The sequence below is a fragment of the Streptomyces ipomoeae 91-03 genome (assembly GCF_000317595.1).
Taxonomy (GTDB): domain Bacteria; phylum Actinomycetota; class Actinomycetes; order Streptomycetales; family Streptomycetaceae; genus Streptomyces; species Streptomyces ipomoeae.
Map to the genome: position 1 here is coordinate 1 of NZ_AEJC01000270.1, position 20,569 is coordinate 20,569.

General features: G+C 65.9%; 20 protein-coding genes and 3 pseudogenes. 5 read left to right on the forward strand and 18 right to left on the reverse strand.

The annotated features are described in order from the left end of the window. Positions 1-42: 42 nt before the first annotated feature. The 4 genes and pseudogenes from STRIP9103_RS17620 to STRIP9103_RS17635 form a co-directional block, all read right to left on the reverse strand. Entirely contained in the window at positions 43-2,130 is a 2,088-nt protein-coding gene (locus STRIP9103_RS17620) for a glycosyltransferase (RefSeq protein ID WP_009313929.1), read from the reverse strand. A 571-nt stretch (positions 2,131-2,701) separates the two neighbouring features. Then, positions 2,702-3,568: a PaaX family transcriptional regulator gene (locus STRIP9103_RS17625; protein ID WP_009313937.1), complete on the reverse strand. Its 867-nt coding sequence runs from the start codon at positions 3,566-3,568 to the stop codon at positions 2,702-2,704. 141 nt (positions 3,569-3,709) lie between these two features. Continuing rightward, positions 3,710-4,092, reverse strand: a pseudogene (locus STRIP9103_RS17630) (VOC family protein). Next, complete coding sequence (locus STRIP9103_RS17635; RefSeq protein ID WP_009313911.1) at positions 4,089-4,907, reverse strand: trans-aconitate 2-methyltransferase; 819 nt, start codon at positions 4,905-4,907, stop codon at positions 4,089-4,091. Before STRIP9103_RS17635 ends, STRIP9103_RS17630 begins: the two are co-directional and overlap by 4 nt. Positions 4,908-4,995: 88 nt before the next feature. Here STRIP9103_RS17635 and tamR point away from each other — a divergent pair, with 88 nt between their 5' ends. Continuing rightward, the gene (tamR, locus tag STRIP9103_RS17640) at positions 4,996-5,493 is read left to right on the forward strand and encodes a MarR family transcriptional regulator TamR (protein ID WP_048820470.1); all 498 of its coding nucleotides are present in this window, start codon (positions 4,996-4,998) and stop codon (positions 5,491-5,493) included. On the opposite strand, the pseudogene STRIP9103_RS53110 reads toward tamR, so the two are convergent. Both STRIP9103_RS53110 and STRIP9103_RS53115 read right to left on the reverse strand, forming a co-directional pair. After that, positions 5,452-5,997 (reverse strand): annotated as a pseudogene (locus tag STRIP9103_RS53110) (LuxR C-terminal-related transcriptional regulator); the annotation flags it as partial. The gene tamR and the pseudogene STRIP9103_RS53110 sit on opposite strands and share 42 nt — an antisense overlap. Positions 5,998-6,135: 138 nt before the next feature. Then, a pseudogene (locus STRIP9103_RS53115) lies at positions 6,136-6,357 on the reverse strand (helix-turn-helix domain-containing protein); the annotation flags it as partial. 259 nt (positions 6,358-6,616) lie between these two features. Here STRIP9103_RS53115 and STRIP9103_RS17650 point away from each other — a divergent pair. Then, positions 6,617-7,057, forward strand: coding sequence for a GNAT family N-acetyltransferase (locus tag STRIP9103_RS17650; RefSeq protein ID WP_009313939.1), 441 nt, complete (start codon positions 6,617-6,619; stop codon positions 7,055-7,057). Positions 7,058-7,168: 111 nt separating this feature from the next. Here STRIP9103_RS17650 and STRIP9103_RS17655 read toward each other — a convergent pair whose 3' ends face one another. The 3 genes from STRIP9103_RS17655 to STRIP9103_RS17665 form a co-directional block, all read right to left on the reverse strand. Beyond that, positions 7,169-7,420: a type II toxin-antitoxin system Phd/YefM family antitoxin gene (locus STRIP9103_RS17655; RefSeq protein ID WP_009313902.1), complete on the reverse strand. Its 252-nt coding sequence runs from the start codon at positions 7,418-7,420 to the stop codon at positions 7,169-7,171. A 73-nt stretch (positions 7,421-7,493) separates the two neighbouring features. Further along, entirely contained in the window at positions 7,494-8,366 is an 873-nt protein-coding gene (locus STRIP9103_RS17660; RefSeq protein WP_048820471.1) for an ATP-binding protein, read from the reverse strand. Next, positions 8,363-8,686, reverse strand: a complete 324-nt coding sequence (locus STRIP9103_RS17665; RefSeq protein ID WP_009313903.1) for a hypothetical protein — start codon at positions 8,684-8,686, stop codon at positions 8,363-8,365. Before STRIP9103_RS17665 ends, STRIP9103_RS17660 begins: the two co-directional genes overlap by 4 nt. A gap of 271 nt (positions 8,687-8,957) precedes the next feature. Between STRIP9103_RS17665 and STRIP9103_RS17670 the strand changes: the two genes are divergently transcribed. Further along, positions 8,958-9,800: a helix-turn-helix domain-containing protein gene (locus STRIP9103_RS17670; protein WP_048820472.1), complete on the forward strand. Its 843-nt coding sequence runs from the start codon at positions 8,958-8,960 to the stop codon at positions 9,798-9,800. Beyond that, positions 9,797-10,021 carry a DUF397 domain-containing protein gene (locus STRIP9103_RS46605; protein WP_078613948.1) on the forward strand — a complete coding sequence of 75 codons (225 nt, stop codon included), beginning with the start codon at positions 9,797-9,799 and terminating at the stop codon, positions 10,019-10,021. The genes STRIP9103_RS17670 and STRIP9103_RS46605 overlap by 4 nt, the downstream gene beginning before the upstream one ends. A 22-nt stretch (positions 10,022-10,043) precedes the next feature. Here the strand turns inward: STRIP9103_RS46605 and STRIP9103_RS49950 are convergent, their stop codons facing one another. From STRIP9103_RS49950 to STRIP9103_RS17700, 8 genes are all read right to left on the reverse strand, one after another. Then, a complete protein-coding gene (locus STRIP9103_RS49950; protein ID WP_141595869.1) occupies positions 10,044-10,445 on the reverse strand; it encodes a hypothetical protein in 402 nt (133 codons plus the stop codon). 432 nt (positions 10,446-10,877) lie between these two features. Next, complete coding sequence (locus STRIP9103_RS49955; RefSeq protein ID WP_141595870.1) at positions 10,878-11,372, reverse strand: hypothetical protein; 495 nt, start codon at positions 11,370-11,372, stop codon at positions 10,878-10,880. A gap of 107 nt (positions 11,373-11,479) precedes the next feature. After that, entirely contained in the window at positions 11,480-13,804 is a 2,325-nt protein-coding gene (locus tag STRIP9103_RS17675) for a DUF6571 family protein (protein WP_009313907.1), read from the reverse strand. Next, positions 13,804-14,319, reverse strand: coding sequence for a hypothetical protein (locus tag STRIP9103_RS17680; protein WP_009313919.1), 516 nt, complete (start codon positions 14,317-14,319; stop codon positions 13,804-13,806). Before STRIP9103_RS17680 ends, STRIP9103_RS17675 begins: the two co-directional genes overlap by 1 nt. Positions 14,320-15,135: 816 nt before the next feature. Next, a complete protein-coding gene (locus tag STRIP9103_RS17685) occupies positions 15,136-15,603 on the reverse strand; it encodes a hypothetical protein (RefSeq protein ID WP_009313932.1) in 468 nt (155 codons plus the stop codon). A 2-nt stretch (positions 15,604-15,605) separates the two neighbouring features. Further along, the gene (locus STRIP9103_RS17690; protein WP_009313935.1) at positions 15,606-15,893 is read right to left on the reverse strand and encodes a hypothetical protein; all 288 of its coding nucleotides are present in this window, start codon (positions 15,891-15,893) and stop codon (positions 15,606-15,608) included. Positions 15,894-15,956: 63 nt separating this feature from the next. Continuing rightward, entirely contained in the window at positions 15,957-17,324 is a 1,368-nt protein-coding gene (gene mycP / locus STRIP9103_RS17695) for a type VII secretion-associated serine protease mycosin (RefSeq protein WP_100243931.1), read from the reverse strand. 1,542 nt (positions 17,325-18,866) lie between these two features. Continuing rightward, positions 18,867-19,415, reverse strand: coding sequence for a hypothetical protein (locus tag STRIP9103_RS17700; protein ID WP_234022227.1), 549 nt, complete (start codon positions 19,413-19,415; stop codon positions 18,867-18,869). A gap of 162 nt (positions 19,416-19,577) precedes the next feature. Between STRIP9103_RS17700 and STRIP9103_RS17705 the strand changes: the two genes are divergently transcribed. Next, entirely contained in the window at positions 19,578-19,715 is a 138-nt protein-coding gene (locus STRIP9103_RS17705) for a hypothetical protein (protein WP_158696885.1), read from the forward strand. 5 nt (positions 19,716-19,720) lie between these two features. Here the strand turns inward: STRIP9103_RS17705 and STRIP9103_RS17710 are convergent, their stop codons facing one another. After that, positions 19,721-20,335 (reverse strand): Uma2 family endonuclease, encoded by a 615-nt coding sequence (locus tag STRIP9103_RS17710; protein ID WP_009313926.1) that lies wholly within the window; start codon positions 20,333-20,335, stop codon positions 19,721-19,723. Positions 20,336-20,569 lie beyond the last annotated feature (234 nt).

Consider the following 20,569-nt stretch of genomic DNA (forward strand, 5'->3'; position numbering starts at 1 on the left):
CGCACTCGCCAAGGAACCCCACTCCCCGAGCCGGTGGGCCCTTCAGCCCACCTCCCCCACATCACGAAGGCTCAACGCCAGCTCGTTGCCCGCGGTGAAGTACGGCTTCACCCGCGTCCGCCCCCGCTCGAAGTGCTCGAACTCCTGCGCGGGCACAAGATCCGTCTTCTTCCGCTCCACCACATCGCCACCGATCCGCCCCACCGCGACGGCCTCCGCTCCCGCCGTGGGCACCACCCGCAGGTCCCACAGATCGTGCTCGACGCTCCGCCGTGCCATGGCCTCGGCGTACGGAATGGTGAACCGCGCGCCCCGCTCGCCCTCGGAGCGAACCGGCACGGAGAAGTCGTACGCCGAGTCGGTCCGTGACACCGCGCGTACCACGGCGTCCTCCCCCAGCGGAGCGACGGCGTACAGCGTGGCGGTGACAGTCACCGTCCCGGCCCCCACCTCGACCGTGTCGACCTCGGCGTAGGCGGGTCGCAGCCATGTCCGCAGCGCGAGGAACCCGTCGACGGTCGGGTACGGGATCCACGCGCTGACGCCCCGCCGGTCGACGGCCGGCGCCCGTCCGACCAGCTCGGCCTGTTCCACCAGCCGTACGGTGAGCCGTACCCGCTTGTTGGTGCCGCGCGGTGCGACGTAGCAGTCCCAGCGGCCTTCGGGGAGGGTGTGCTCGGCGCGGCGGAGGGTGGCGTGGGCCCGGGTGTCGGGGGCGTCGGGGGTCGGCAGTACCGGGACGCGGACCTCGCGTTTGGCGGGGTCGTGGCGCAGGCGGGCGATGAAGTCGAGGGGGCCGGAGGGCAGCTCGGCCGGGTCGAGGAGGACGGTGACGCCGCCGTCGGCGGTCGCGCGGGCGTGCGCGGTCGGGACGGGAGCGGTGTCGTCGGCGGTGGCGGGGGCCGTCGCGGGGCGTTTGCGGCCGGCGGCGCGGGTGAGTCTGGTGAGGAGGGCCGCGCTGTCCCATCTGCGGCGCCGGGACGACTTGGACAGCTGCGCGAAGAGGGCTTCGTAGCGGCGGGCGATGGCGGCGGGGGCGTAGCTGTCGGCCTTCTTCAGGGCCCCGGCGCCGAGCCGTGCGCGCATTTCGTCGTCGGCGATGATCCGCTTCAGCGCGGCGGCGTAGGCGTCGACGTCTCCGTCGAGCGGTACGAGCAGTCCGTCCTCGCCGTGGGTGATGATCTCGCCGGGGCCGTGCGGGCAGTCGGTCGCGACGACCGGGACGCCGCAGTGCATGGCCTCGACGATGGTCATGCCGAAGGACTCCATGTCGGAGGAGACGGCCGCGACGGCGCCCTTGGCCCACTCGGTCTCGATCGGGGAGACGGCGCCCATGAGGAACGCCCGGTCGTGCAGCCCGAGCCGGTCGATCTGCTCCCGCAGGTTCTCCTTCTGCGGGCCGCGTCCGTAGATCCGCAGGGTCCAGCCGGGGTGTTCCACGGCCACCTTGGCGAAGGCGTCCACGAGCCGGTCGTAGCGCTTGATGGGGATGAGCCGGCCGGCGGCGACGATGACCCGGGAGTCCAGGGAGGACCGTTCGACGGCGGGCGTCTGGACGCCGTTGGGGACGCACACGATGGTCGTGGAGACGTCGGGCAGGGCGGCGCGGTACTGGGCGGCGTCGGCCTCGGAGACGGTGACGTAGGCGTCGAGGCCGGCGATGGCGTTGTTCTGGTTGGTGCGCAGCGGTTCCCGGTACTGGTCGAGGCTGAGGTGCTCCTGACCGATGCGGAGGTAGCCGCGGCGGCCGTCGCGGGCGAGGTAGCCGTTGAGGTCCGGTCGGGTGGCGATGACGACGTCGGCGTCGGTACGGGCGAGGAAGGCGCCGATGCGTTCGTCCTGCAGGGCGGTGTAGTCCATGTTCCCGGTGGCCCCGCTGTAGGGGAACATCGTGCCGGGCAGCTTCGTGAGCGGGTGGTCGCCGTCGTAGCCGGGGCTGTCCTCGCGCATCTCGATCAGCGGTGTCAGGCGTACCCGCGGGTCGAACGGGAGCGCGGGTACGTCCCGGGAGCGGTGGACGGTGACGACCTCGACGTCGTGCCGCTCGGCGAAGGCCGCCGAGAGGTTCGCCGTCGAGCGGATGGTCCCGCCGATGCCGTAGGCGTTGTTGATCAGGAATGCGATCTTCACGTGTGTTTCCCCCTGGAGACCGCCCGGTGCCGGGCGGCATCGCACCCGCGCCCCCTGTCGGTTCGGTCGGGGCTGTGTGCGGGCACGGCGATATGCATGGTCGGCAATGAAGGATGAGTAAATGAATGAACGAATGAATGGGCGCAGCAGGAATCGACCGACCGGGAAAGACGGGAGGATATGCATGGGCGCGCATTCCCTCACGCACGGCTCGTCACGATTACGCACACGCATTGCACATCACGCATGGCACATCGCGCATGGCGCATCACGCACGGCGTGAAGCCCGGTCGAACGCCGGAAATCCTAAGTGACGCGCATCACAAATCCCGCCAAGCGCGCCGGGTGGCTCAACAGATGCTCACTGATCCGAATCCCCCCTGGTCACAGCCCCTCCCCCGCTTCCCCGGCCCGAACACCGAAGCCAACAAAAAGTGAACAGAGAATATAGCCCTCACATAGGAAAGCCAAAGAACAATATCAGCCACACCGGCACCAGAGGCATCACCGGCATGGAAGCAGAGGCAGGGCAACTGCGGCCGTGAGCCGGAGTAAGCAGCTCCGTTTTCGGCTACGCCTTTTCGAGCGGAGCGGACCGCAGTGGCGTGGTCTGCAGGACCTCCGTCGCCATCCGTGCCGCCGGTTCGGCCGTACGCTCCGCGATCCGGCGGAACGTCTCCTGGGCCTGCCGTGCCGGCCACTGGGCGGGCAGATGCCGTACCGGCAGCCGGGGGTCGGTGCGGATGATGCGCAGCCATTCGGCGACCAGCCGCAGCCGGGTGGCCATCGGGTCGGCGGAGGCGAGGTCCGCGGCGCTCCAGCGCCGGTCGAAGGCGACGTACCGGGCGGCGAGGGTCTCCAGGTCCCAGCTCTCCCTGATCATCAGCCCGATGTCGGTGAACTCGTCGGCGCGCGCGTGGAAGACCTTCACATGGGCGTCGAGCCCCAGCTCGGAGACGATCTCGCGTACGTCCGCCCGCCCCGGCGCGATCCAGAGCCCGCTGTACAGCGCCCCGAATCCGGACCAGGTGAGCCGGGAGCGCAGATCGTGCCGCTGGCGCTGCCAGGACTCGGGGAGCGAGAAGCCGAGGAGGGTCCAGGTGCCGTCCCAGCCCTCGTTGACGGCGCCGTCGCGCCAGATGCGCTGTCCGCCGTCGCGCAGGATGTCGCGGGCGTGCGGGGTGAGACCGAAGAACATCTTCCGCCCCTCGCGCTGCCGCCGCAGCAGCCCCCGGTTCACCATCCGGGTCAGCGTCGACCGCACCGCCTGTTCCCCGGTGCCGACCCGCCCGAGCACATCGATGATGCTCCCCGAGTAGACCCCGAGATCCCCCTCGCCCCGGTCCAGCACATGGTTGCCGAAGAACGCGAGCACGAGCGACTGCGGCCGCGACTGCGGCACTCCGACGACGCCGACGTCCAGGATCTCGTCCTCCACAGCGGCCAAGAGTACGGCGGGACAGTCCTCGTACGACCGGGGCGGCCCGGCCCGGCCCGGACGCCGAGCAACACCGCGAAGGTAGGCGCACAACTATCGACCGTCAACATTCTGCACAACATAAACACCGTCCGCGCCCCCTCAGACCGGCTCCAGGAACTCCAGTCGATTGCCCACCGGATCCTCGGAGCAGAAGCGTCGGCACCCCGGAAGGTCGTCATCCCAGGTCACCGGCGCCCCGGACCCTGCAGGACGAGCCGCGCACCCCTCGATGCCACTCACCCGCACCCCGGGATGGGCCTTCTTCGGCGGCACACCGTCCCCATCAGCGCCTCCGGCGGGGGCTTCCTCCACCCCAGGTGCGGCACGGCCTCCCCCGCCCGGAACCGGCAACCGCCCCGCGCGGCGAGCACCGGCGGCTTCGCGATCTCGACCATCCCGAGGACGTCGACGCAGTACGCCCGCAGCCGCTCCTCCGCCCCCGGCGGCGCGGCGAGCAGCACATGATCGACCGCGACGATCACCGACCCCCGGCCCCCTCCGGCTTGCGCGCGACGACGAAGACGCGCCGGAACGGGAACGGCGTTCCGTGCGCGGTCGCCGGATAGGCCGCGCGGAGCGCCTTCCGATACTCGGCCACGAACGGCTCGGCGTCCGGGCCGAGTTCGGTGAGGATCGGGCGCAGTCCCGTCCCTTTCACCCAGTCGAGCACCGGGTCCTCGCCCTGGAGGAGATGCACGTACGTCGTCTCCCAGGCGTCGACCTCGCAGCCGAGGTCGGCGAGCGCGGTCAGATAGTCGACGGGTGCGTGGACGGCGTCGTCGTGCCGAAGGGTCTCACCGAGCCGCCCCCGCCACCGTGGCGACCGCGCGAGCTCCCGCATGAGGAGATGGCTGGGCGAGTCGAAGTTGCCGGGCACCTGGAACGCGAACGAGCCGCCGGCGGCCAGCCCGTCCACCCACGCCGGGAACCGGTCGAGGTGGCCGGGAACCCACTGCAGCGTGGCGTTGCTGACGATCAGGTCGTACGAGCCCTCGGGCGCCCATGTACGGACGTCGGCGTACGAGAAGTCCAGGCGTCCACCGCCCGGCGTGGGCCCCTCGTGCTCCGTGTGGGCCTTGTCGAGCATCTCGGGCGAGTTGTCGTACCCGGTGATGTGCGCGGTGGGCCAGCGGTCGGCGAGGAGCCGGGTGACGTTGCCCGGGCCGCAGCCGAGGTCGACGATGCGGGGCGTCTTCGACGGCGGTTCCGGGATGCGGGCGAGGAGGTCGGCGAAGGGGCGGGCGCGGTGGCCGGCGTGGCGGAGGTACTGGGCGGGATCCCAGCTGGGAGTCGTCATGGCACCACTTTCCCCGGGCATTCATCTCGACGTCAAGAGACTTGACATCAAGAGACTTCACGTCGACACAACCACTACACTGATCGTCATGGAGGACGAGGTCGATCGGCTGGTCGCAGCGTGGCGCCGGGAGCGCCCCGACCTCGACGTGGAGCCGCTGGAAGTACTCAGCCGGGTGAGCAGACTGGCCCGGCATCTGGACCGTGCCCGCAGGCTGGCGTTCGCCGAGCATCAGCTGGAGCCGTGGGAGTTCGACGTCCTGACCGCGCTGAGACGCGCCGGGACCCCGTACCAGCTCTCCCCGGGTCAGCTACTCACCCAGACGCTGGTGACCTCGGGCACGATGACGAACCGTATCGACCGGCTGACGAAGAAGGGCCTGGTCGAGCGTCTGCCCGATCCGTCGGACCGCCGAGGCGTGCTGGTACGGCTGACGGAGGAGGGCCGGGACCGGGCGGACCAGGCGCTCGCCGGGCTCCTCGACCAGGAGCGGGCGATCCTGGGCGAGCTGTCGCACGCCCAGCGAGGTGAACTGGCGGGCCTGCTACGCCAGTTGACCGCCCCGTTCGACAACATCCCCGGCTAGGTCGACGGGCCCTACACCGGCGCGGCGGGCGAGCGCGACGGCGGCGAGGGTGGAGTGCACACCGAGCTTCCCGAGGACGTTCTGCATATGGGTGCGGACGGTGTGCGGGGAGAGGAACAGGCGCTCGGCGACGGCTTTGCGCCCCAGCCCTGCCACCATGCATCGAAGCACTTCCCGCTCACGCGGGGTGAGGGATTCCACGAGCCGCTCGCTCTCCGTGCGGTGCTTGCGGGCTGCGGTCAACTCCCTCAGCACGCCGGTGAGAAGCGCGGGCGGCAGATGCGTCTCGTCCCGCAGCACCCCACGGATGACGGTGAGCAGGCGGGACAGCGAGCAGTCCTTGGCGACCCACCCGGACGCTCCGGCCTGCAACGCGAGGGCGGCCCGGCGCGGATCGTCCTTCTCGGCGAGTACGACGGTCCGTACGCTCGGCTGCCCCGAGCGCACTCCGGCGACGAGCGATATGCCGTCGACGAGTCCGTCGTCGCCGCCGTCCTGCCCGGGGCCGGAGCCGTATCCGTGGCCGTGGCCGCCGGGCCCGGGGCCGTGGCCGTGACCGCCCTGCCCGTGACCGGCCCCTGTCCCGGGCACTGCGGCCACGGGCGTAGGAGGCGTGGGTGTGGGAGGCGTGGGCGTGGGTACGGTGGTCGGGCGCACGCCGGGGGCTTGGGCCCCCAGGTCGGCGTCGATCAGAAGCACGTCGAACTTCCGCCCCTCCGTCGCCGCGCGTTCGAGGCAGCGCAGCGCGGCGGGGCCACTGCCGGCCGCGGACACGTCGACGTCGGGCTCGGCGGCGAGGGCCGCGGCGAGCGACTCGGCGAAGATGCGGTGGTCGTCGACGACCAGGACTCGGATGCGAACCACTGAAACCCCCACTGGTCGGGGGACGGCCGGCGCGGATACGACGCCCGGAGTGTTCCCCGGTTTACACCTGGGACGGGGCCGCGTCCACACGGCCGCCGCCGTGCTGAACCGCTACCCCCACTTCGGGCGTCGTACCCGACTTGTCTCGCCCCCTGATCAGCACCGGCCCCACCGGTGCTGTTCATCAGGGTAAGGCCGGGGGGCACGAGCGGAAGGTAATTCGCAGAACTGATTGGCCAGCACGTTTATGGTGTGCCACATGTTTCGTATTGAGACAGAAGTCGACAGAGAACGAAGCCAATTGCTGCGTTCCCGGCTCCGCGCCACCAACACCGCGGCCTCCCCCACGCTACGGGCCCTGCGCGGGACCCCCGGTGAACGCGAACTCCCCCTCCACGTCTGGGCGATGGACGCGGCGGGCGAACTGGCCGGCGGCCTGGTGGGCCACACCTGGACGACCTGGCTCCACGTGACGTACCTCTGGGTCGACGAACCCCACCGGGGAGCGGGCCTGGGGTCACGGTTGCTGTCAGAGGCGGAACACCTGGCCACCACCCGAGGCTGCCAGTCCTCCCGCCTGGAAACCTGGGACTTCCAGGCCCCCGAGTTCTACAAGAAGCTGGGCTACGAGGTGGTGTGCGCGATCCCGGACTACCCACCGGGGATCACGGAGTACACGCTGACGAAGCGGTTGGGGTGAGGCGGACACGGTTGAGGGGATCCAGGTGGACGGCGGCAAGGCCCACGGGGTCGTCCTTGAGGAACCGCACGGCCGCGTCCGTGACGCCCGGCTCCCAGATGATGCGGTAGGTCACGGTCGCAGCCCCAGCGTCCGTCCGACTTCGTCGTGCGGGATGCCCTCTTCGAGCGTGTTCTCGGCCTTGCGCCGCTGGTAGTCGGCGAGAGCGAGGGCGTCTTCGAGATCCTCTATCACCTGAGGTGAGACGAGAAGGGCGGCCACATGTCCGTGGTCGGTGAGAGCGATGGTCTCGCGACCGTGGGCCGCACGGCGGACGAGGTCACCGAGCTGGGAGCGGGCCGCACTGACCGCGATCTCAGTCATGGACCGACCATTCCACAAGATGCACCTTGTGGACAGTTCATTCCCCCGACAGCCGCCCCACCAGCGCGGCAGGTCAAGGCGAGCTCCCCGAGCCAGATGAGCGCTCGCCGCGCCCCGAGCGGGGCAAGCCGTTCACAGCGTTCCCCGGAGACTCGACGACAAGCTCGGCCCAGACCGTCAGTCCGTTGCCCATCCGTCGTCGCCCCCACCGAGCGGCCAAGGCCTCAGTGATCAACAGGCCACGCCCTCGTTCCTCTTCATGTCCTGGCATCCGAGGCAGCGGCATCGTTGCCGCGGCCTCCCGGCCTGGACCTGCATCGGTGACGCTGACGATGGCCACCGCGGCGGCGAGTACGAGAGTGACAGTGATGAGGTCACTGTCACTGTGCTCCAAGGCGTTGGCCGCCAGCTCGCCGACGACGGTCTCCAGACCGTCCACGGCATCCGGCGTCAGCCCCCACGACCGAGCCATGTCGCGCACGTAGCGGCGAGCAGCACTCGCGGAAGCAAGATCCGTGCCGGGCAATGAGAGAAGACCGAACGTCCAGCGTTCGACGGGCCTCATACACGGAGAAGTCTCGCGCTCTGCCTCCGCCTCCGCCTCCGCCTCCGACGACGACAACTGCTCGCCAGGCGGAGGCTCTTGCCTTGATGCTTCGCAACGAGTGTCACCCGACCGGGTGATGAGCAACGCGCTCGCAAGCGCGTCAGCCAACCGGAGGGCCGGAAAGCCGAGTTCCGCGCCCTCAGACTCCGTCCCCTGCGCGCCGAAGTCGTCTCGCGCACGGCTCGACAACCTGTCCGCGAGCCTGGGCTTCTCGTTCTCGATCCGATCAGCGAGCCGAGAGACGGGCCCGTCGCCGCCCGTGAGAAGCAGGCAAGGCCCGCCGCGCGCTCCCGTCCAGGGCAGAAGCCTTACCTGGGTCTCGCCCCCGTCGCCGGTCACACCGCCTCCAACCAGGCGTGGATGTCGCGGTTGTCGAGGTCCACTCCATACGTCGCACACCACAGGGTGTCGCGACGCAGCCGCTGAATCCGGGCCTTCTCCTCGCGCTCGTGAGCCGCGAGGTAGGGGCGGACGAGGCGGGTGGAGGCGCCGTCGATGGGCTCGTACCAGGGTTGGACGGTGGGGGCGATGAGAGGCCGGTGAACAGGATGCGGCGGCGACGGTGGAGAGGGTGACGGTAGCCGCCCGATGCGATGACGACCGGCCGGTGCGATGAACGCCCTTGCCCAGTCCATGAGTCGCCTGATCCAGAGATGCATGTCGGCTCCTTCGGCATGGTGGTACAGCAGCCCGCAAACGAACGGACGCAAGCACTCGGTGTACCCATCGAGAACCGTGCCATTGAATTTCAACTATCGATAGTTACATGCAAGGATCTACCTCGATCCAGTGAACCGCGCAGAGATGTAGACGCAGCGCTGCGTACGCTCTGCGCCTATTGGCTCCGGGGGCAGGCAAGCCCATACCGACAACGGCCGAGCAGGAGAAGACACTGTGACCGTACGAGGATCAGCAGGCCCCGCCGGCCGCATGCAGATCGCCCGCGCACTCAAGGCACTTCGCGCCAGGGTGAACCTCACGCAGTCCGAGGTCGCCAAGCGCGCAGGCGTATCCGTTGGAACCGTCAACCGGTACGAGACATGGCAGGACCGCGCCAAGTTGCGAGTACCCACGATGCGGGCACTTGCCGACTCCTGCGACGCCACAGCCGAAGAACGGGACACATTGGTCGAACTCGTTCGGAACCTGGACGACGGCTGGTGGATGGACCACCCAGCCGTGCCAGAGGTCATGGATCCACTGATGTCCTTCGAAGACGTTGCCACGTATGAACATGTCTTCGCGAACGCACTGGTACCCGGACTACTCCAGACCCCGCGCTACGCGCTCGCACTGCACGAGGCACAGGACGTCCGCACTGAAGCGGACGTGATCGCGAGCAAAGTGGACGCCCGCATCAAACGCCAAGCCATCCTGGAACGTTCACCCGCACTGCACCTCTGGGTGGTCCTCGACGACGCGGTGCTCCGGCGGCTCGTCGGCGGCACGGAGGTGATGGTCGAACAGATCGACCACCTCCATGCCATGGCTCAACGCCCCAATGTGGATATCCAGGTACTCCGTTTCACGACGGGCGCCCACGCGGCCGGCTCCGGCGGCCACTTCCTCGTCCTCGGACGGGACAGCGAGGACGACCCGCTCAGCAGCATGAACGTCGTCTACCTCGAACTCCACAAACGGGGCCTCTACCTCGACACCCCTACCGAGGTACAGAGCTACAAACTCATGTTTGACTACTTGCGTTCACAAGCGGCCGACACGTCGGCCAGCCTTGAGCTACTGGCCGCAGCACGAGAGGAGTTCACCAGATGAGCGAGGCACCAACCGCCGCCCAGCTCGCGACAGCAGGCTGGCTCAGGAGCAGCTACAGCGCAGTGAACAATGAGTGCGTCGAAGTGGCATACGCACCACCACTGGTCAGGATACGTGACTCCAAGTCGCTGCTCCAAGGCTCACTTGCTATAGGCACCAGCGCCTTCCACCTATTTGTCAGCAACGTGAAGAATAACCCTTACACCCGCCCCCAACGATGAGCCATAAGGGGCCTACTTGACGTCATTGGCACTCACTCGAGCGCCCAACAGCCTTCGCATATGCCGTGATGAACTTCTTCATGGAAGGCTCGTCTTCCATGTCCCTTGTATAAATCTGCACCGCAGCATACAAGAATTTTTCAGGATAATCTGCCCTTGCGCAGGATTCTACCCACCCAACTCCACCATTGGCCGAATTAAGATAGGTGTCCCCCTCTCCCAACCGAGCCGACTCCAGCTGGGGATAGGCCCTGGCAACATCGACGATACTATCTCCTTGATCCCACCACTCCTGACTTGCAATCAGCGCCAACTTGCCGTCGACAGTTACCTGGCAGCGCTTTATGCCGAGTGCCGGACTCTTCTCCTTTACGTCGATCTCCTTCCCTGCCGGAAGGAATTCTGATAGCAGATCCTGGTCCACCGAAACACCACAAAGGGCCCCGGGAACAGACTATTCCTTTTTCTCTGCAGACTCACCGCAGGCGACGATACACCCCAGGGCCACAAGCATGACTGTTGCCACCCTAATTCGTCGGGAAAACATCTATAGGTCCTCTCGTTCAATTCGGACGACGAGAGGCGACGGAACACGATATACAGGGCCGCCTCTGGCATGCCAATGAAATCGGCGGCGGAGCGTCAGATAGCAGTCACAAGCTCAGGAGAATTCACCGGCATTAACGAGTGTATCGAGATCGCCAACCTCGGAGCTCGGGCCCGTATATAAGACTCGAAGGTTGCATGCGGGGACACCATTACTATCTCTGCAGCTTCCTTCGCCATATTCGTGAAGGGGCTCACAGAAAGCCGAACCACACAACTAGATCTGCAATTCCGTACGGCGGCGACTACATCATTGACATGCGCCCGAACGCTCAACGGCCTTGGTGTATGCCATAATGAGGCTTTTCATGGACGATTTGTCTTCCATGCCGGTCGCATACACCTGCACCACGGTGTACAAGACACGCTCAGAGCGAGCTGATCTGTTACAGAACTTTACTCGCCCCACCCCGCCAGTATCTGAGTAGACGTAGGTACCGTTATCTGTGGAATCAGTCGAGTCAATCCGGGAATGAGTACCCGCTACATAGTTGATACTTTCCCCCCGCTCTCGCCACTCCTTACTCATTACCAGTGCCACTTTTCCATCGATGTTCACCTGGCAGCGATTCCTGCTCGGCACCGGCTTCTTTTCCTTGACATCAATCCTCTTTCCCGATGGAAGGAATTTAGAGATGAGGTCACGATCTACAGAGATTCCACACAGTGCCTCGGGTACCGCATATTCCCTCTCCTCCACCGAACGCGAGCAGGCGACGAGAGCACCGAACAGCGCAAGCACCATCGATATTCCCATAAATCGTCGAGCCGACAATCGCAAATCCTCTCTCGTGCGATTTAGATAAATAAGGATGACAAGAGATCCAGAGCCAAATATCCAGGCAATCTATACTAGATCTCAGTCAAGAGCTCAGGGCCTACCTGGCGCATATAGATTCCAGCCTCCGCGAATCCCTTGCCAGATGCGTCCTCTGCCCAACTGGCCACGTCACCTGGGTATGCGAGGCCGTGAGCTCTTGCAGCTTCTGATGCGGCCCTTCGCGTGTATTTCATGTTGCCGTCCTGGCCATCTTCCCAGTTTTCTCCCATCTTAGGACCTGCATCGTCCTTGGCGGTCCCTTCTATATCCTTAAAAATTTGCTCCAACACCATGCTGGTCACAGTTCCGGCGGCGCCTCCGACTCCCGCTCCGACCGCAGGAGTGGCAATGAAGGAGGTGCCGATTCCGATTCCAGTTCCAACATAGCCCGACACGAAATTCTTGAACTGGGTAACCGCGTGGTCGTATTCTTCATCCGATGCAGATGCTGCGGCCGCGACAGCTTCGTTACGCCCCATGGACAAAGTTCCGGACACCTCGCCCGACTGATTGGCGATGGCCCGAACCGTGAGTTCCAGATCATGGTGCGGGCGCTGGCTCTCCGGAAGGTTCGGGTTCAGGTGATAGTCCATCAGACTGGCCATGTAGCTCTTTTGCCCAACCTCAACTGCCGCGTACCCTTCCGGATTCTGGCCGATAGCGAAAAGGAACCGAGAGACGTCACGGTGATCCATTTCAGCAGACGAACCGGCGACGGGGTATAGGTTCTGGATTCGTTCCCACGCCTGCTTCCCGTCCCAGTCTCCCCTGTCCGGATGCGGATCCACGTCGGATGCCGCACGATTGATATCGGGAAGATACTCAGAGGCGATCTGGCCCATACTATCCGACATATAGTTATTCCCGGTCAGGCGCGAATTATCCTCCGAGATCGAGGACACAATTCTTTCGAACAGTTTGGCCTGGCCTTCGTTGTGGGCTGGTGTGTCCGCCGTCGGTAGCTCACCGGCAGGATGTCCTGTGGTTGCCGCCTCCAGGGCCAATGCCAAGTTGTTGCGGCCGGCGATACTGTCCTCACCCTCGGAGTCCAGTTCCTGGGGCCAGTCGCGCTCCTCGAAGAGGTAGTCGAAGTTGGTGAGGGTCCTCTTGGCCTCCTTGCCATCCTTCTGCTCGGTGAAGTCGTGGTCCTCGTCCTTCGTCACGAAGGTGTCGTTGAAGAACTGAGTCGCTGCGTCCGGGTTGTTGGACAGAGCCTTCAGATACCCGGTCATCGGGTCCCAGCCGGAATCGGTTCCGGTGTGGTTGAGCAACGGATCCATGCCTGTGCGCTGCCAGGCGCCGTGTCTACCGTTGCTGGTGAACTTCTTCTCGGTCTCGATGAGTTTGTCGCCGTAACTATTGAGGAACCTGTCGTCGAAGTCGCCCCACCGCATGAGGTTACTCATGACCTGGCCGCCGAGGGGGAACCCGCCGTCGCGGCCGACTGGTTTATCGACCAGGCCGACCATCGTGTTCTTCCACTCGGTCATACCGGCCGTGTCGCTCTGGCTCGCGTTGGCGAGCGTGAGGCTGAGGTTCTTCTGCAGATCGTCGAACTGATCCGACCGCCCGATACGCAAATCCCTGGGGCCGTTCGGGTCGTTGACGCCGGTCCAGAAGTCCAGTGTTCCCCGGGGCCCGAGACTCGTCGCGAACTCCGTGGCGAACAGGTCGTCGTTCGCGTATTTCTTGAGCCCGTGGTTGAGCCTGTCGAATTCCTTCTCCGTGAGGTCTTCCGGGCTCTTCTTCGCCAACTTGGCGAGTTCGTCGGCCTGCTTGAGGGCATCTGCCGCAGAGTCCCGGTTCTTGTAGCTCGCGTCCGAGAAGCCGAGCTCGGTCTGGTCCACGAGCGCTTTGAGAACCCTGCTGGCGGAGCTGTCGCTCTGCGTCGCATCATCAAGGATCTTCTGCACCTCGTCGCGCAGCGCGGTTACATCGTTCGCGTCGTGCTCGGGAACCGTTGTTCCCTTGGCGGCGTGGTCGGGGTGGATGTTCATCGTCACAGTGAAGCCTCCACCCGCAGTGGAAGTGACCGTCAGATTCTTCTTCAGACCCCGGTCGATGGCGGCCTGAAGCTTCTCCTGGTACCTCTTCAGCTCTCCGCGCGTGTCCCTGAGGATGTTCCGGATGGACTCGGCCTGCGTATACGCGTCCTCGAACTCACCGGCCGTCTTCCCGACGAACTCCTTGGAGACCGTGGCGTTCTCACCGGTCCAGTTGGCCTTGTTCGCTGCGCCCCTGAGACCCTTGTCGGCCGACTCCTTCAGGTCCGCCAGATCACGGACCATGGTCGACCAGTCCTCGATGGCGTCGTCAAGGAGTTTGAAGTTGGCGAAGCGAAGCGCGTCGAGATCCATCAGTCGTCCTTCTTACCGTGCTTACTTGCTTCGCCGTACACCGGATTCTTCGGGCCAGGCTGTCCAACTCGCTCGTCGAAGCCGGCGTCAAGGGTGTCGATACTGCTCAGCTTCCTGCCGATGTAGTGATCATCGCCCGAGTGAATCTTCTTCGACACGGTCATGTGGTTCGAGATATGGGCGCACGCGTCCCGGAGTGAGGTCAATTGCTCCTCCCAACGAGTCGACACATGCTGAAGCCCGCCGCCCAGCGCGAAACCCTGCTTCGAGAGGTCACCTGCGGCCTTGTCACTGCTGGACAAGGCGCTGCGACCTTTGTCCCACAGCTTCCCGTGGAGATCGAAGGCGTGCTCACCGATCTTCGCCAGGTCACCTTGGCTCACCTTCAGGTCCCCGTACTTGCCGGAGCTCGAACCGCTGGACAACCCGCCGTTCGCCTCCAACTGGTTCAGCCGCATCCCCGCCGACTGCCGCTCCGCCTGGGACTTCAGCTGCTCCCACTCGTCCCACGCCATGCTCGATGTCCTCCCGTTTCCCGTCGCACCTCAGCCCGACGAATTGATGCATGCGGTCGCAACGCTGCCGTGGTTCAGGGGCACGGTAGCGCTCCTTCATCACACACCCCATTCGCACTTGCAACCACTGGGCTGGATATCTACGGTCAGCGGCGATCGGGCCTCGGTCAGGAGGGGTACCCCTGCCCCGTATGGATGGAGGGGGGTACGGTGCCGACCGGTCTTCGCTTTGCACAATCATCGTACTCGCCGACACCATCGCCCGCGCCACCATCGCACGGAGAACGCAGGCGCCTTGGGCCAGGAGGGACGTAGTCGTCCGCAGTATGGGAGGAGGTAGGGAGAGACGAGATCAGCGGTACCGGGAACCGGAGTTATCCCGGCGAGGGCATGTACGTGGCTATCGGGAGCAGTGCCACAGCGTTCGCAATACGGCGTTTGCGGATGATGACGAAGGCTGCAGCTGCTCCCCTCGGAAGGGTGACTGCCGCGCCAGCCAGCACGATCCGCAGAAGAATGCCGGTCATCGGAGGCGGAGGCCGTCGCCGCGTCGCTTCTTATCCCACCCAGGTAATAGGGGATCTCGAAGACCGACGCCGCCGACTTCCCGGCAAACGATGAGAGCGCCGACACGCCATGACCGGTGAGAGTAACGATCTCGCGACTGCGGGCCGCACAGCGGACAAGGTCACCGAACTGGGAGCAGACTGCGCTGATCGCGATCTCAGTCATGCGCCGGTCAGTCCACAAGGTGCATCTCGTGGGCTGACCATTCACCTACTCCCTCGACGACAACACCGGAGCGGAGATAGCGGGTCACCACCTGAACAGCACTCCGCGCCAGGTCCATCCCGCGCTCAGGACCGTCTTCAGAAGGGGCATCCTCATGTCCCGCGTGTCGAAGCGGAACGTCTCGACCTTGCGCCGGCGGCCATCGGCCCCCCGCTCATACTCCCACTGCCGGTACACCGTGGTCATCTGCCCCCGGCCGTACCGGCCACCGGAGTGGTCAGGCGACGAGGCCTCCCACCGCTCCGTCAGGGTGCGCACCTCGCGGTTCTTCGGGTCCAAACGCATCCGGGTCTTGAGGGTGACACCCACCTCCTTGATGCGGCGCTCCGCCACCAGGTCGGCCTTCTCCGCAGGGAGGGCGTTGCGTACGCGGAACGGCGTTTCTGCCCCGTTCAGCGCGAGCAACGCCGATCGGACCTCCGCGGCGGACAGCGGTACGACACCACTGTCCGGGTACTCAGTGCCCGTGAACTTGTCCCAAAAGCGCCCCACCGCTACTCCTCCGCTCCGACACCTGGACGCACCGTGCGCACAAGGTGCTGGAAAGCTCCCACGACGGCATCGTGCTGAGCCGCCGTTGCGGTCAGCGCCAGCCGGATCACTGCGCGCTTGTGCGAGTCCTCGATGTCCGATATGGACAGGTACACCCGGGACTGGACAAGTGCACGGCGCATGTCACCGACGACGGTGGAAAAAGTCACCCGCTGCGTCAAGGCGGGCGCATCCGGGTCGCCGATCTCCCAGCGGCTGACCACCTCCACCGACTCGGCAAGCTCGCGCAAGTGCACGCCTCATCGCCCAGTGAATCGTCCGTATCTGCAACCAGGAGGATGGAGCATTTAACCTCAGGTTGGGCCAAGGCCTCGGCCAGGTGGGACGTTGTTGTCCGGGGAGTGCGGGGATGACGGGAACCGGTGTGCCGGGTACTGGGGTTGTCCCGGCGGGGGCATGTACGTGGCTGTCGGAAGCGGTGCTGTGGCGTTCGCGGCGCGGCGTTTGCGGGCGATGGCGAAGGCTGCGATTACTCCGCCGAGGCATGCTACGGCGACGCCGCCCACGACATTCCACAGAAGGTTGCCGTCCTTGGTCTCGGAGGCCGTCTCCTCGGCGTCCTCGTCCTTTGCCGGGGAATCGGCGGCGTCGGTTGTCGACGGCTCGGGGGATGGTGAGGCCGAGGCCGCCGCCGCGAGGTCCGGGAGCGGGTACTCATCGGCTGGGCCCGGGTCGCCGGGGTTCTGCAGGGCGATGCGGGGGCGGACGATGCCGTAGCCGATGGAGTCGTTTCGCTTGGCACCGTCGGTGGGGGCACCGATGGTATTCAGCATGACTCTGAGGACCTGGTTGTTGGTCCAGGTGGGGTGCTTGGACCAGATGAGGGCGGCGCTGGCGGAGGCGATTGCTGTGGCGTCGCTGGTGCCGTGGGACTTGCAGAAGCCGGTCCCGCCCATGCAGGCAGCGACCATGTCCTCACCGGGAGCGGCCATGTCCACCTGTGGACCATGCTGGGATTCGGCGGTCTTGCGTAGATCCTTGCCAACCGCGCCCACCCCGACCACACCAGGGGTGGCTGCTGGATACTCGGGCCGGTTCGACTCGTCACCGCTGTTACCAACGGCAGCGAAAATCAACACTCCCTTGCCCACGGCATACTTCACAGCTTCCGTAAGCTGTGGGGAACCCGAGGTATGTCCCATCGAGATATTGACAACCTGCGCGCCCTCGTCCACTGCATATCGGATCGCCTTCGGCGCGGCTTCGTTGAACCGCCTGCTGGCATCAGCCCCGTTGGCAGCTGCCTCGGCCCTGGGCATGCGGATCGGTAGAATATTCGCACCAGGAGCGAGCCCCATCGATCCCTGGCCACCGCTATAAGCGCCGGTCCCGGCGATCAGCGCGGCCATTCCCGTGCCGTGTCCCTCATAGTCGGTGTGCTCGTCACCGGGCTCCCCATCGGCGTAGTCCTTTCCTGACAAGACTTGGCCCTTGAGGTCGGGGACGGTCGGCTCGACCCCAGTGTCGATGACAGCGACCGTGATGCCTTTACCGGTGCTGGTCTGCCACATCTGCTCGGCCTTCATGGCATCGAGGTACCACTGCTGGTCGCGGACGGACTCCGCGTAGGCCGGTGTTCCCCCAGCTCCCACCAGGAGCAGACCGAGTATCGCCGTTGCCGCAACACGTTGGCGCCCGTGGCACAGGCTGATGGCGTGCATGAGATGCGCTGTCTCCATTCCTGGATACGCGTCAGTCGATGACCGGTGGCACGGTACGGCTGTTGCGCTGCCGTCGGGCCTCTTCGTCTTCAGCCGAGCGAGACTGCTGTTCTCTTCTGTTGTCCGTGTTTGAAGACGTGCGCCGACTCCCGCGGGGGGCATGCATGCCTCCGCTCTCGTTGGTTCGAGCCGTGCTGGACGCACCACCGATCACGCCGCCCCGCGTAGTACCGCCGCTGATCGCACCGGATCCGGCCGTCCCTCCCGAGCCGCCAGGTCCAAGCCCTGCGCGGCCCATCCGATGTGGAGTCCCCCCGATGACACCAGCGCCCGGCGCCCCGCTACGACCTGGTGTCTGCCCTTGTTGACCAATCATCCGCCCTGAGTTGGCTGAAGCACCGGTCGCAGGGCCAATGGGAGAGCGGCCACCAGCACTCGGTGTTCCCACCACGGTTCCACGATGGACCGCGCCAGTCTGCCCACCCAGAGGGGGTGTTACCGGACGCCCGCCGATGATGCCGGTACCGCCTGGCACACGTGAGGGGTTCGGAGAAGGGCCCGTTGGGCTAGGCATTTGAGGCACACGGCCGGTCGCCGTGACCCGCCCCTGCGCGGGTGGTCCGCCGACAGGCGATCTCGGGTTACCACCGGGTACTGAGGGAATCAGATTCGTCTGCGGAGTGGTTCCACTCCCCTCGACACGCCCTCCGCTGGGCGGGCCCCCGACCGGTGGCGTCGCCGTCTGCTTGTCCGGCAGCGTTTCGACCGAGTCGATGCCCATTCGCGTCGGTGGCCTGTCCTCTGTCATCTCGACACGCTCTCGTGGGGACGTACCCAACGATCGCCTGACGTCATCAGACGTATCAGTGACGGCGTCCCGGCTCTGGGGCGTATCCAACACACCGCCTTCGCCGCCAGAAGCACTTCCCTGAGCGGAACTGTCCGGAACGTAAACGGGGCTGTCCCGACTTGAATCCCTGTTCGGCGGCAGAACAGCCTCCGGCGGCGGCGGAAACTTAGGCCTCTCCAATGCGTTCAGCTGTACCGCTGAGAACTCATACGCCTGGCCCAGTTTGATCATTTCGTCGGCGGCTTCCTGGCGGACCTTCTCCTTGTTGACTGCCAGGGCTGCGAGTTCGTCGGAGGACTTTTTGGAGATCGTGTCCGCGTCGGGGTCGTTCGGGGCCGACGCGGCGGCTACGAGGTTGGCCTCCGCGCCCTCCGCCGTGCGCGGGATCGCCGCCTGGGCTCGGGCGATCGCGTCCGAGGCCTGGGCCAGCCACTTCGCGGAGCTTTCGCTGAAGTCGCCCAGGCGGAGGGTGGAGTTGGCCAGGTCTGCGGTCCACGTGCGGAACGCGTCGGCGCCCTCGCCCTTCCATTCCACCCGCTGGGGGCGGACCTTGAGCTCGTCGGCGATCTTGTGGATCTCCTTGGCTGCCGCCGCCAATCGGTCGGCGGCGGCCTGGACCGTGCCGCTGTTCGCCTGGTCGAGCCACTGGAGCATCTGCTCGTGGCTCATGTTGTCGAAGATTCCGCCCGGCATCAGATCGTGCCTCCCGAGTCCCCGCCCGACGGCACCTGGTCCGAATTCGCCGACTGACCCGATCCCTTCGGGCCCGCCCCGCTCTCACCCTGGTTCGGCAGCTGCGGCTCGTACGCCCCGCCGTAGTGCTCCGTCGTCTCCGTGCTGATCGCCACCATGCGGTCGCGGATGTCGAGGTCGATGTTCTGGTAGCCCTTGTGGGAGGCCATGACGGCGATGCCCATGCCCTCCATGGAGTCGGAGAGGAGTTTGGAGAGGTTCTCCAGCTCCGTGATGACCGTCTCGTACGCGGTGAACAGGCCTGCCGCCTCCGCCCACTCGCCGTTGCCGCCGCCGAACTGGGCGCGTACGAGCTGGTCCTGGCCCACCTTGCCGGGGCCGGCGTCTGAGTCCTTGAGGTCGCTGATCAGTTGGTCGATGCGCTTCTGGAACGCCTGGAACGACGACAGTTCCGTCGCCACGTCCGCAGCCATGTCCCGTGCGGCGTCCCACACTCCGGAGAACCACGAGGATTCCGTCGTGCCGCCCGATCCGCCGCCGTCCAGCATCACTGCCCTCCCCGCAAGTCAGCGTCCCATCAACAACTTTAACTATTTGCTGTGACAGTGTGGTGTCGGGGGCAAGCGGAGCGCATGGGTTTTTGTACTCAGGCATGGGGCTCGCGGAGGGTGGGCATCGGCCCGAGCATGCGGTTCAGCGAACGTTCGCTGATGAACACCGAGGGTGCCCGAGCCGAGGTCCGGGATGTCGTGAACCGACACCGCGAGCGGGAGGCTCGCCGTCATGGCCCCACGCCCGGCCAGTTCGGGGCCGCCCGCCGGGGCGGCGGAGTCGTCGGGCTGGGGTGAGGCGGTCAGAGCGCGTCGAGTGCGTCCGAGGTGATGTCGATGTCGATGTCGTACGGGACGCCGAGCTTGAGCAGCTCACGGTGGGTGCCGGTCAAGGCGTACGCCTTGGACACGGGGTCGAGTTCGTAGGTCCGGACGACCGGGTGCTTGTTCGTGCCGCTCGGCTCGACCAGCCAGAAGTGCGGGATGCCCGCGGCGGCGTACTTGTGAGGCTTGGTGTCGCGGTCACGGGCCTCGGAGTCGGGGGAGACGACTTCGACGGCGAGCAGGACGTCGGCGGCCTGGAAGCGGGTCTGCTCCCTGCTGGTGACGGCTTCGGCACGCACGACGCAGATGTCGGGTTCGGGGCCGTTGCGACGGTCCAGGACCATGGTCATTTCCCGCACGACCTTCATGTCCTCGGGGACCGTGCGGCGCAGGCCGGTCACCAGAAGGTCAATCATCGTGCTGTGGAAATACCGCTGCGGACTCACGAAAACCAGGCTCCCGTCGATCAGCTCGGTGTGCGGCGGGAGGTCGGGCAACGTGAACAGGTCGTCCACGGTGTATCCGTCCCGGGGCGGCACCGGCCAGCGGCAGCCGGGCTCGGCGGTCGGCTCGGCGATGGGCTCGGCGGTCATGATTCCTCCCATGGACGGGATTCTCGGGCCTGCCCCTTCACGGTAGCCGCCGAGCCAGTGATCGTCATCACAATGAGTGACGTCGGGGTTCTGCTCCTGCCGCGTGAGAACCGGTGCGCTGGGCTCGGCCGGAGCGCCCAGCCGGGCAGTCCGCGCACCACGCCCGTCCATCACAGGACCCACGCGCGACCGGCAGCGCCATCAGGACACTTCACGGCCGGAAACGGTGCCGTT

What these genes read in the sequence shown, in the direction of transcription:
- STRIP9103_RS49955 (WP_141595870.1), bottom strand. Translation starts at nt 11,372, where the DNA reads ATGGTGCTTGCGCTGTTCGGTGCTCTCGTCGCCTGCTCGCGTTCGGTG.
- STRIP9103_RS17655 (WP_009313902.1), bottom strand. Translation starts at nt 7,420, where the DNA reads ATGACTGAGATCGCGGTCAGTGCGGCCCGCTCCCAGCTCGGTGACCTC.
- STRIP9103_RS17650 (WP_009313939.1), top strand. Translation starts at nt 6,617, where the DNA reads ATGTTTCGTATTGAGACAGAAGTCGACAGAGAACGAAGCCAATTGCTG.
- STRIP9103_RS17635 (WP_009313911.1), bottom strand. Translation starts at nt 4,907, where the DNA reads ATGACGACTCCCAGCTGGGATCCCGCCCAGTACCTCCGCCACGCCGGC.
- STRIP9103_RS17710 (WP_009313926.1), bottom strand. Translation starts at nt 20,335, where the DNA reads ATGACCGCCGAGCCCATCGCCGAGCCGACCGCCGAGCCCGGCTGCCGC.
- STRIP9103_RS17700 (WP_234022227.1), bottom strand. Translation starts at nt 19,415, where the DNA reads ATGCTGGACGGCGGCGGATCGGGCGGCACGACGGAATCCTCGTGGTTC.
- STRIP9103_RS46605 (WP_078613948.1), top strand. Translation starts at nt 9,797, where the DNA reads ATGAGCGAGGCACCAACCGCCGCCCAGCTCGCGACAGCAGGCTGGCTC.
- STRIP9103_RS17665 (WP_009313903.1), bottom strand. Translation starts at nt 8,686, where the DNA reads ATGCATCTCTGGATCAGGCGACTCATGGACTGGGCAAGGGCGTTCATC.
- STRIP9103_RS17680 (WP_009313919.1), bottom strand. Translation starts at nt 14,319, where the DNA reads ATGGCGTGGGACGAGTGGGAGCAGCTGAAGTCCCAGGCGGAGCGGCAG.
- tamR (WP_048820470.1), top strand. Translation starts at nt 4,996, where the DNA reads ATGGAGGACGAGGTCGATCGGCTGGTCGCAGCGTGGCGCCGGGAGCGC.
- STRIP9103_RS17705 (WP_158696885.1), top strand. Translation starts at nt 19,578, where the DNA reads ATGAACACCGAGGGTGCCCGAGCCGAGGTCCGGGATGTCGTGAACCGA.
- STRIP9103_RS17675 (WP_009313907.1), bottom strand. Translation starts at nt 13,804, where the DNA reads ATGGATCTCGACGCGCTTCGCTTCGCCAACTTCAAACTCCTTGACGAC.
- STRIP9103_RS17670 (WP_048820472.1), top strand. Translation starts at nt 8,958, where the DNA reads ATGCAGATCGCCCGCGCACTCAAGGCACTTCGCGCCAGGGTGAACCTC.
- mycP (WP_100243931.1), bottom strand. Translation starts at nt 17,324, where the DNA reads ATGCACGCCATCAGCCTGTGCCACGGGCGCCAACGTGTTGCGGCAACG.